The sequence below is a fragment of the Streptomyces sp. NPDC059037 genome, assembly GCF_042740015.1.
In the GTDB taxonomy this organism is placed as follows: Bacteria; Actinomycetota; Actinomycetes; order Streptomycetales; family Streptomycetaceae; genus Streptomyces.
Window position 1 is genome coordinate 1 of the sequence record NZ_JBHYIG010000347.1, and the last position, 9,462, is coordinate 9,462.

The following is a 9,462-nucleotide window of genomic DNA, read 5'->3' on the forward strand; positions in this document are numbered from 1 at the left end:
CGCGCGGCCCGCCCCGGGGGGGGGTCCCCCCCCCCCCACCGTCCGGGGGGGCCCCGTGGCACCCCCCGCACTTCTGGCGGTCCGATCATCCTTCGTCCGTAACCCAAGTGCCGCGACGCTCGTTGTGCGGGATGCAGGCTCCCTGTGGTCGCTCCCTGATCGCCTCCGCTCACTCATTCGTGTGGATGTGCTCAAGGTGTGCAACCCTCAGGACCCCCTGGGGAGTCGACCGTCATGACGAGAGGAGGTGCCGCCAGTGATCGCGAACGTATCGGCACACCGGCGGGCGAACGCCTTCGCCCAGGCCCTGGAGGAGCAGTCCGACCAGGACCCGGCGGCCGAGCAGACCGACGATTCCGTCACGCCCGATCCAGCGCTGTCCGAACAGGCGGCCCCGGACCGGATGTTGACCCTGGCGACCGGCCTCGGCGAGCTGCCGAAGCCGGAGCTTGATCCCGAGGTCAAAGTGGTCCAGCGGGCCCAGCTCGTAGCCGCCATGGAGGCCATGCTCCTCGAGGGCACGGCCGCGGGCGGCGGCACCACCGGCACATCGGTGCCCGAACAGCGGTCCCGCAAGGGCGCCCACCGGGCCACCGGGCTGCGCAAGCTGCGGCCGCGCTCCCGGCTGTCCAAGGGCATCGCCGCGGGCGGGCTCACCGTCGGCGTCGCCGCCGGGGCGTTCAGCGGAGTGGCCGCGGCAAGCTCGGACGCGCTTCCGGGCGATTCGCTGTACGGACTGAAGCGCGGCATGGAAGACATCAAGCTCGGCATGGCCGACGACGACGGCGACAAGGGCGAGATCTACCTCGACCACGCCTCGACCCGGCTGAACGAAGCCCGCCGGCTGATGGAGCGGGGCCGCGCCGGCGACCTCGACCACGAGTCCCTCGGCGAGATCAGGCGAGCCCTCTCCGGCATGCAGCACGACGCCGCCGAAGGCCACCGCCTGCTGCACGAGGCGTACGAGAGGGACGGATCGCTCGGCCCCATCCAGGCCCTGTCCGCCTTCTCCGAGTCGCACCGCAGCAGTTGGAGCGACCTGCAGAGCCGCCTGCCCGTCCAACTGGGCGACGTGGGCGAGAAGGTCAACTCGGTCTTCGACGCGATGGACCAGGAAGTGGACCCGCTCCGCTCCCTGCTCCCCCGCACCCCGGACACCAGCGACACCCCGGACCGGCCCAGCCAGGGCTCCTCGGGCTCCTCCACCCCGGACCGCCCCTCCGCCCCCGAGTCTTCCCCCGGCGGCGGCTCGAGCGACGACAGCAAGCCGCACCCGTCGAACTCGGACAGCAGCGGCGAGGACGACGGCCTGCTCGGCGGCAGCACGGGCGGCCTCCTGGACCCCCCGAAGACCGACACGACCCCGACCCCATCGGACGGCAAGGCCGAGAACGAATCCCCCCCTGCCAAGCCGGGCGTAACGGTGCCCCCACTCCTGCCGGGCCTGCTGCCGGGCCTGGGGATCGAGGGCGAGGACCCGAAGTAGCACCACGGAATGTCTGAGGGGCCAGATCCGCAGGGATCTGGCCCCTCAGGCATGAGCGCGACGCACCGCCGCCTCAGAAGAACGCCTCAGAAGAACACGGACCGCCGCTGCACCAGCAGCTTGTACAACGTGTGCTGAATCTGCTCCCGCACCTGATCCGTCAGGTTGAACATCAGCATCGGATCCTCGGCAGCCTCCGGCGGATATCCATCCGTCGGAATCGGCTCCCCGAACTGAATCGTCCACTTCGTCGGCAACGGCAACGCCCCCAGGGGGCCGAGCCACGGGAACGTAGGCGTGATCGGGAAGTACGGAAAGCCGAGCACCCGCGCCAGCGTCTTCGCGTTCCCGATCATCGGGTAGATCTCCTCCGCCCCCACGATCGAGCACGGAACGATCGGCGTCCCCGTCCGCAACGCGGTGGAGACGAACCCGCCCCGCCCGAACCGCTGCAGCTTGTACCGCTCGCTGAACGGCTTCCCGATGCCCTTGAACCCCTCCGGCATCACCCCGACCAGCTCACCCCGCTCAAGCAGCCGCTCGGCATCCTCCGCGCACGCCAGCGTGTGCCCCGCCTTGCGCGCGAGCTCATTCACGACCGGCAGCATGAAGACCAGATCCGCCGCGAGCAGCCGCAGATGCCGCGCCTGCGGATGGTTGTCGTGCACGGCGACCTGCATCATCAGGCCGTCGAGCGGCAGCGTCCCCGAGTGATTGGCGACGATCAGCGCCCCGCCGTCGGAGGGGATGTTCTCGATGCCCTTCACCTCGACGCGGAAGTACTTCTCGTACAACGGCCGCACCAGGGACATCAGCACCTGGTCGGTGAGCTCCTCGTCGTACCCGAAGTCGTCGACCTCGTACTCCCCGGTGAGCCGCCGCCGCAGGAACGCGAGCCCGCCCGCGATGCGCCGCTCCAGGCCGCCGCCGCCCCGTGGCTCGGGTGCGGCTCCCGGCTTCGGCGCCGGCTCCGCCGAAGGCACAGGATCGGCCCGCTCCACCCCCGGCTCGCCGTCCTGCTGGGCCGGCATGGCCGTGACCTCACGCACGGCTGCCGGATCGTTCTTGCGCCGGGTCGCGCCCCTGCGCCGCGTCGGGCGCAGGGCGCCCCCGCGCGACCGGTCGTCGTCGAACGGAATGACCTTGGCGTCCGCCATCGTTGACGCTCTCCTCAGTTGGCGCTCTGGTTGCCCACGAAGGGCAGCGTGGCGATCCGGTCCAAGGCCCCGGCGACGGCCTGCGGCGGCAGAAGCCCGGGACCCCGACTGCGTACGAAATCCGCGAAGGTCTCCGCGGTCGTGTATTTGGGCCGGAAGCCCAGTGTCTCGCGCATCTGCCGTGTTGCGACCACACGGCCGTGGGTGAGCAGCCTGATCTGCTCGGGCGAGAAGTCCGTCACGCCCACCGTGCGCAGCGCCTGGCCGACCCAGGTGACCGCGGGCATGAACACCGGGAGCGTAGGCCGCCCGAGCCGCCGCGAGCACTGCGAGAGCAGCAGCAGGCCGTCGCCCGCGACGTTGAACGTGCCGCTGTTGAGCGTCCCGCGCCGCGGATCGTGCGCGGCCAGACGGAGCACCTCGATCGCGTCGTCCTCGTGCACGAACTGCAGCCGCGGGTCGTAGCCGAAGACGGTCGGCAGGACCGGCAGCGAGAAGTACTCGGCGAGCGGAGAGTCGGCGGCAGGACCCAGGATGTTGGCGAACCGCAGCACACACACCGCCACGTCCGGGCGCCGCCGCGCGAATCCGCGTACGTACCCCTCGACCTCGACGGTGTCCTTGGCGAAGCCACCGCTGGGCAGCGACTTGGGCGGTGTCGTCTCGGTGAAGACCGCCGGGTCGCGCGGCGCGGAGCCGTACACATTGGTCGACGACTTCACCACCAGCCGCTTGACCGTCGGCGACTTCTGGCAGGCGCCGAGCAGCTGCATGGTGCCGATGACGTTGGTCTCTTTGAGTGAACCCCGGCTGCCGCCTGCCAGCGCGGTCCCCGTGACGTCCATGTGGACGACCGTGTCCACGGAGAACTCGGCGAGCACCTTGGCGATCGCCGGCTGCCGGATGTCGGCCTGGACGAAGTCCGCGCCGCCCAGATGGTGCTCGGGAGGGACCGCGTCCACGGCGACGACCCGGTCGACCTCCGGATCGCGCTGGACGCGTCGGACGAACCGCCCGCCCAGTTGTCGGGCCACCCCGGTCACGAGCACGACCTTGCCCAAGATCAGCGCCTGCCTTCCCCAGCCCTCGAAGTCCTGACGCGCACCGTCATCACTCTCCCGGCACACGCTAGCGGGTCGATGTTGCGCTGTGATGACCGCCTGCTGCAGGAAGTGACGACAGCCACACGAGAGGCCCACAAAAGCGCTGGTGAACCCGGGAAACTCCGCGGAAAACGCCGAAGCCCTCCCGCCGGACGGCGGGAGGGCTTCGGGGCGCGCTTGTACAGCTGTCGCTTACTTCTTGTTGCGACGCTGAACGCGGGTGCGCTTCAGCAGCTTGCGGTGCTTCTTCTTGGCCATCCGCTTACGCCGCTTCTTGATAACAGAGCCCACGACTACCCTCGCTCACTTCTCTTCACTAAGTGCGGGGCAGCAGACTGGGCCCACACGACCTACGTCGGCCTAGCCTACCCGCCTCTGAGTGAGGGACGTAATCGAGGTGGATCGAGGGACTCCTGTCAGCCCGCCTCGACTCCTACATAGGACTCGCGGAGGTACTCGTGAACCGCCTGCTCCGGGACCCGGAAGGACCTTCCGACCCGGATGGCGGGCAGATGACCGCTGTGCACCAAGCGGTACACGGTCATCTTGGACACTCGCATAACCGCGGCGACTTCCGCCACGGTCAGAAACGCAACCTCGTTCAGCGGCCTTTGGTCTGCAGCCATGACACCCCACCTGAACCTTCCGCACATGACGGGCACCGGCTTCCCCTTCCGGTGACTCTTCGTCCCTGCGCGCTCACTCCCAGACTAGGGGCGGATGATGCGAGTGGGGAAGAGGAGTAGCCATCGGCCGCCTACTGTGACAGACACGCTCGATTGAGTACATAGCGAGTAAGCGGTCGGTAGTAATCAGACCGCACAGCGTCATCAAGCGGAACGACGACGGACACCTGCCCCTCGGCCTCTCCGACGAACAGCGCGGGATCATCCGTATCCGCCAGACCGATCGCCTCAAACCCCAGCTGACCTGCCCCGCAGACCCATCCGTGGTCCCCGATGACCAGCTCGGGCAGGGGCCCTGGACCCTCCGCGGCGGCCGCGAGGGCGGCCCGAACCGGGAGCGGTGAGTGGGTGTGTGCGCCGGTCTCACTCCCGGTGGGACGCACGCCGGGTTCCCGCACCAGCGCGACTCCTTGTACGTAGTCAAGGTTGTACGTGCGTAGGCCGAACCGGGTCGTTATGTCGACACTGTTGCCCTGCGCGGGGGTGAGGACGGTGCACCCGGCCGCCGACAAGGCGTCCGCCAACGCGGCGTAGAACCCGAGCAGCCGGTGCGGATGCCCGGTCCCGAAGAGCACGGGAAGCCGCCGCCGCATGGCATCCCCGAGCCGCTCCGCAAAGGCGTCGAGCGCGGCCAGCGTCCGCTCGGGGTCGATGACATCGGCGCCCGTGGTGTGCCGGGGGTCCGCCGACACCCCGCACTTGTCGGCCATGAGCCCGAGCAAGTCCCGGGACTCCCAGTTCCATTCAGGATCGAGCCCCAGCAGTATCCGCGGATCCCGGGCCGCGAAGAGCCGGTAGCTCCGCAGGCTCTCTTCCCGAGAGGTGGCCACAGGCCCGGCCAACCGAGCCGCCAACAGATGCGCCCGCAGGGCGCCGGTGCTCAACACGCAGCCGATGCTGGCGCATCCCACCCACAGGGACCCCCAAAACCCCGGAAAACCCCCACAGTTGGCGTAACGAGACGTACCCTCCCCGACACGACCCGCCCTCGCACGAGGGCCCGGGGGGGGCGGAGCCCCGGTTACGCCAACAACCCCCGCAACGGAAACACCGCCCGCCGCGCAGCCAACACCGCCTGGTCAAGCCGATCGGCAGGGTCATACCCCGCCTCCCACTCCTTCCAGGAGACAGGCCACCGCCCATCCGTCATCCGCGCAGGCCCCAACTGCCGCGTACGAGCAAACACTTCCTGCCGCCAAGCCTCAGGAATCTCCGCGGAAGGCGAAACCTCCCGCCCCGCGGCGATGGCGACCAGATGCGTCCACGACCGAGGCACGACATCCACCACGGCATAGCCACCCCCACCCAGCGCGACCCACCGCCCCTCCGCGTACGCATGCGCCAACTCATGACAGGCGACCTGCACCCCCCGCTGCGCATCCAGCGAAACGGCAAGATGCGCCAACGGATCCTCGAAGTGCGTATCGGCCCCGTGCTGAGTGACAAGCACCTGCGGCCGAAAGTCCGCAAGCAACTCCGGCACCACGGCGTGGAACGCCCGCGTCCACCCCGCATCCCCGGTCCCCGCCGGCAACGCCACATTCACGGCCGACCCCTCCGCCGATGAAGAGCCCGTCTCCGAGGACCACCCCGTCTGCGGAAACAACGTCCGCGGATGCTCGTGCAACGAAATCGTCAGCACCCGCGGATCGTCCCAGAAGGAAGCCTGCACCCCGTCCCCGTGATGCACATCGACATCCACATACGCGACCCGCTCGGCGCCCAGCTCAAGGAGGCGCGCAATGGCCATCGACGCATCGTTGTAGATACAGAACCCCGAAGCGGCCCCCGGCATCGCATGGTGCAGCCCACCCGCGAAGTTCACCGCGTGCAGCGCTTCCCCACGCCACACCGCCTCGGCCGCCCCCACCGACTGCCCGGCGATCAGCGCCGACACCTCGTGCATCCCCGCGAAGGCAGGATCATCCGGAGTGCCCAGGCCATAACTGCCGTCCGCCGACGCCGGATCGGCGGACGCGGCCTTGACCGCCTCCACATAGTCCTCGCGATGCACGAGCCGCAGCGTCGAGTCACCGGCACGCTTGGCCGCGACGACATCCATCTCACGGTCGAGCCCGAAGGCACCGACCAGACTTCTGGTCAGCGTGAGCCGGACCGGGTCCATGGGGTGCTCAGGACCGAAGTCATAGCCCGTTACTGCCTCGTCCCACATCAACTGTGCGCGGCCGCTCATGCCCGTCACCGTATCGGTCCGCTCCGGGGGCGAAGGACCGGGCGTACAACAAGGTCACGAGCACCAACACCATGGGAACGAGCATCGCCCCGCGGTAGTTCCACGCATCCCCCAGCGCCCCCACCAGCGGCGAACCGATCAAGAACCCCACGTAGTTGAAGACATTGAGCCGCGCCACAGCGGCATCCGAGGCCCCCGGGAAGAGCCTCCCCGCCGCGGCGAAAGTCTGCGGGACGATCACGCACAGCCCGAGCCCGAGCACGGTGAACCCCAGGATCCCGGTCCACGCCCCGGGCGCGGCCGCCACGACCGCGAACCCGAGCGCGGCCACCACCGACCCGACCCGCACCACCGCCACGGCCCCGAACCGCCGAACCCCCAGGTCCCCGAGCCCTCGCCCCAGCAGCGTCATGACCATGTAGACGTTGTACGGAACGGTCGAGACCTCCTCCGAGCTCCCCAACACATCCTGCAGATACTTCGCACTCCAGTTGGAGACAGTCGAGTCCCCGATGTACGCGAAGGTCATCACCAGACAGAGCGGAAGCAGCAGCTTGAAGACGACGGGCCCGCCCTTCCCTTCACCGCCGTCACCCACGACAGCGCCGGCACCGGCACCGGCATCGACGTACCAACGACTCCCCACCAACGCCGCGGGCAGCAGCACCACGACCGCCGGCAGATACGACACAAACAGCGAGAGATCCCAGTGCGCCCCCGCCCAAGCGATCGACGCCCCCGCGATCCCGCCCAGGCTGTACGCCGCGTGGAACCCCAGCATGATGCTGCGCCCGTAAGCCCGCTGCAGGCTCACCCCGAGCATGTTCATGGACGCGTCGAGCGCGCCCACCGCGAGCCCGAACACCCCGAGCGCCACGGCGACCTGCCACAAGGCATCACCCGCACCGACCCCGAGCAGCGCCAGGAGCACCACGGGCTGCGACCACCGCAGCACCCGGCTCGGCCGCACCCTCTTGACCAGCCACTCCGTGCCGACGCTCCCGACACCGGCGAGGATCGGCACCGCGGCGAGGAAGACCGGCAGCAGGCCGTCGGATATCCCGTACCGATCCTGAATGGCGGGAATCCGCGTCACCAGCAACGCGAAGGTGACCCCCTGCACCAGGAAGCTCAACGCCAAAGAGGCTCTGCCGCGCCGCAGCTCGTCCGTCATGGCTGCTGAGCGTAGGACCCCTGACTACTGGTGGGTAGATAGATCACCCACCCAATTCCCCGCGCACCCCGCACGAAGCGGGGGGCGGCCGGCGCCCCTCACCGCCCGAGCCCGGCGACCTCCTCACTCACCTTCTTCTCCATCGGCTCGACGACCAGGCCGCCACCGACGATGACCGTCGCCGTGATGACGACCACCGCGATCGCGCCACCCAGCCACACCATGGTGTCGACCGGAAGCGTGTACGCCCCCACGACCCGCACCGCCGCCTCACCGAACAGCGCCACACCCCACAGCACCGAGAACATCCGCTCCATCCGCGCGAACCACCCCCGCTCGGCGACCAGCCGCTCCCACACCGCATCCCGCACCGGATTCCCCTTGGTGACCCAGGCTTTGAGCGCCACGGTCATCAACGGCCGCCCCATCAGCACGGACACCAGAACGGCCAACCCCACCGTCGCCGTGATCCCGCTGTCCTTGGCCAGCATCAGCCGCGGATCACCAGCCACCAGACTCAGCGAAAGACCGACAACATTGGCGACGAGGATCAGCGCCGCGAGCCCATTGACCCGCCGCTCCATGACGACACCCCACACGGTCCGCCCGGCGGGCACCACGCTGCTCCAGGCGAGCGCGGCCATCGTGCCCATCCCAAAGCCCTTGCTGAGCAGGTAGTACGAGGCCGTGGGCACCGCCGCGTCCAGCACGAGCGGCTTCAGCGACTCCCAACGCGACCGCCGGGCACCCACGTCGACTGTCGCGCCCGTGCCGCCCTTCGTCTCTGCGGTGAGTGTCATGTCATTGGCAGCAATCCGGCTCATGATGATCGGCCCCTCTCCCTTGGCGACGCACTCAGCTTCGCCGCAGCCACCCATCGGCCGACAGAAACGATCGTCCGGACCTGGCGATGACAAATGTCAGACCCACAGGTCAGGCAACTCCCCCATATCCCCGAAGAGTTCAGTGGCCCCGGAAAGCCTCTCGGCGGGAGTCATCGCAGTGAACCCATACACATCCATCCCGGCGGCGACGGCGGCACGCACCCCCAGCGGACTGTCCTCGACCACCACGCACTTCTCGGGCGCGACACCCATCCGCTCGGCGGCGTGCAGAAAGAGATCCGGCGCCGGCTTCCCCCGCCCCACATCCTCGGAACTGAAGATCCGCTCGTCGTCGAACCACCGGTCGAGCCCGGTACGCCGATGCCCGACCCTGATCCGCTCATGGCTCCCGGACGAGGCCAGGCAGTAGGGCACCCCGCCGGCAACGAGCTTCTCCAACACCTCGGAAGCCCCCGCCACAGGCTCAAGATCCCGCTCAAAAGCGGCAAAGACCCGCGAGTGAAAGGCCGAGTCGAAATCCTCGGGCAGCCGCTGTCCGGTGCGCTCAAGAATCAGATCGTGTACGCGATGCATGGCGGCCCCCATGTAGTCGCGAAGGGAGTCCTCGTACGTGGTGGGGTGACCGAGCTCGGTCAGATAGCCCGCAAGAATGGTGTTGGAAATCGGCTCGCTGTCCACGAGAACGCCGTCATTGTCGAAGATGACCAGTTCGTATCGCATACCGTGACCCTAAACGCAGAAAACCCCCGCACCGTATCCCGGTGCGGGGGTTTCCCATTCAAAAATAGTTCGGCGGCGTCCTACTCTCCCACAGGGT

10 protein-coding genes are annotated in these 9,462 nt (G+C 68.7%); 1 reads left to right on the forward strand and 9 read right to left on the reverse strand.

Translation table 11 applies throughout. The features are described from left to right. Window positions 1–256: 256 nt before the first annotated feature. On the forward strand, window positions 257–1,486 hold the full coding sequence (locus ACFWY6_RS41020; RefSeq protein WP_384701675.1) for a DUF5667 domain-containing protein: 1,230 nt from the start codon (window positions 257–259) through the stop codon (window positions 1,484–1,486). Window positions 1,487–1,572: 86 nt separating this feature from the next. Here the strand turns inward: ACFWY6_RS41020 and ACFWY6_RS41025 are convergent, their stop codons facing one another. From ACFWY6_RS41025 to ACFWY6_RS41065, 9 genes are all read right to left on the reverse strand, one after another. Then, window positions 1,573–2,643, reverse strand: coding sequence for a lysophospholipid acyltransferase family protein (locus ACFWY6_RS41025; RefSeq protein ID WP_384701678.1), 1,071 nt, complete (start codon window positions 2,641–2,643; stop codon window positions 1,573–1,575). A gap of 14 nt (window positions 2,644–2,657) precedes the next feature. Beyond that, on the reverse strand, window positions 2,658–3,704 hold the full coding sequence (locus ACFWY6_RS41030; protein ID WP_361827016.1) for an NAD-dependent epimerase/dehydratase family protein: 1,047 nt from the start codon (window positions 3,702–3,704) through the stop codon (window positions 2,658–2,660). Between the two features lie 234 nt (window positions 3,705–3,938). Continuing rightward, window positions 3,939–4,037: a 30S ribosomal protein bS22 gene (locus ACFWY6_RS41035; protein WP_003948845.1), complete on the reverse strand. Its 99-nt coding sequence runs from the start codon at window positions 4,035–4,037 to the stop codon at window positions 3,939–3,941. Window positions 4,038–4,162: 125 nt separating this feature from the next. Then, window positions 4,163–4,372, reverse strand: a complete 210-nt coding sequence (locus tag ACFWY6_RS41040) for a helix-turn-helix domain-containing protein (protein ID WP_266863634.1) — start codon at window positions 4,370–4,372, stop codon at window positions 4,163–4,165. 131 nt (window positions 4,373–4,503) lie between these two features. Then, window positions 4,504–5,319, reverse strand: coding sequence for a phosphatase (locus ACFWY6_RS41045; RefSeq protein ID WP_384701683.1), 816 nt, complete (start codon window positions 5,317–5,319; stop codon window positions 4,504–4,506). Window positions 5,320–5,453: 134 nt separating this feature from the next. After that, window positions 5,454–6,626, reverse strand: a complete 1,173-nt coding sequence (locus tag ACFWY6_RS41050) for an acetoin utilization protein AcuC (protein WP_384701686.1) — start codon at window positions 6,624–6,626, stop codon at window positions 5,454–5,456. Beyond that, window positions 6,577–7,800 (reverse strand): MFS transporter, encoded by a 1,224-nt coding sequence (locus tag ACFWY6_RS41055; RefSeq protein ID WP_384701690.1) that lies wholly within the window; start codon window positions 7,798–7,800, stop codon window positions 6,577–6,579. The genes ACFWY6_RS41050 and ACFWY6_RS41055 overlap by 50 nt, the downstream gene beginning before the upstream one ends. A 98-nt stretch (window positions 7,801–7,898) precedes the next feature. Then, the gene (locus tag ACFWY6_RS41060; RefSeq protein WP_384701693.1) at window positions 7,899–8,624 is read right to left on the reverse strand and encodes a VC0807 family protein; all 726 of its coding nucleotides are present in this window, start codon (window positions 8,622–8,624) and stop codon (window positions 7,899–7,901) included. Window positions 8,625–8,720: 96 nt separating this feature from the next. Next, entirely contained in the window at window positions 8,721–9,365 is a 645-nt protein-coding gene (locus ACFWY6_RS41065) for an HAD family hydrolase (RefSeq protein ID WP_384701697.1), read from the reverse strand. Window positions 9,366–9,462: the final 97 nt, after the last annotated feature.

What these genes read in the sequence shown, in the direction of transcription:
- ACFWY6_RS41060 (WP_384701693.1), bottom strand. Translation starts at nt 8,624, where the DNA reads ATGAGCCGGATTGCTGCCAATGACATGACACTCACCGCAGAGACGAAG.
- ACFWY6_RS41050 (WP_384701686.1), bottom strand. Translation starts at nt 6,626, where the DNA reads ATGAGCGGCCGCGCACAGTTGATGTGGGACGAGGCAGTAACGGGCTAT.
- ACFWY6_RS41065 (WP_384701697.1), bottom strand. Translation starts at nt 9,365, where the DNA reads ATGCGATACGAACTGGTCATCTTCGACAATGACGGCGTTCTCGTGGAC.
- ACFWY6_RS41040 (WP_266863634.1), bottom strand. Translation starts at nt 4,372, where the DNA reads ATGGCTGCAGACCAAAGGCCGCTGAACGAGGTTGCGTTTCTGACCGTG.
- ACFWY6_RS41025 (WP_384701678.1), bottom strand. Translation starts at nt 2,643, where the DNA reads ATGGCGGACGCCAAGGTCATTCCGTTCGACGACGACCGGTCGCGCGGG.
- ACFWY6_RS41055 (WP_384701690.1), bottom strand. Translation starts at nt 7,800, where the DNA reads ATGACGGACGAGCTGCGGCGCGGCAGAGCCTCTTTGGCGTTGAGCTTC.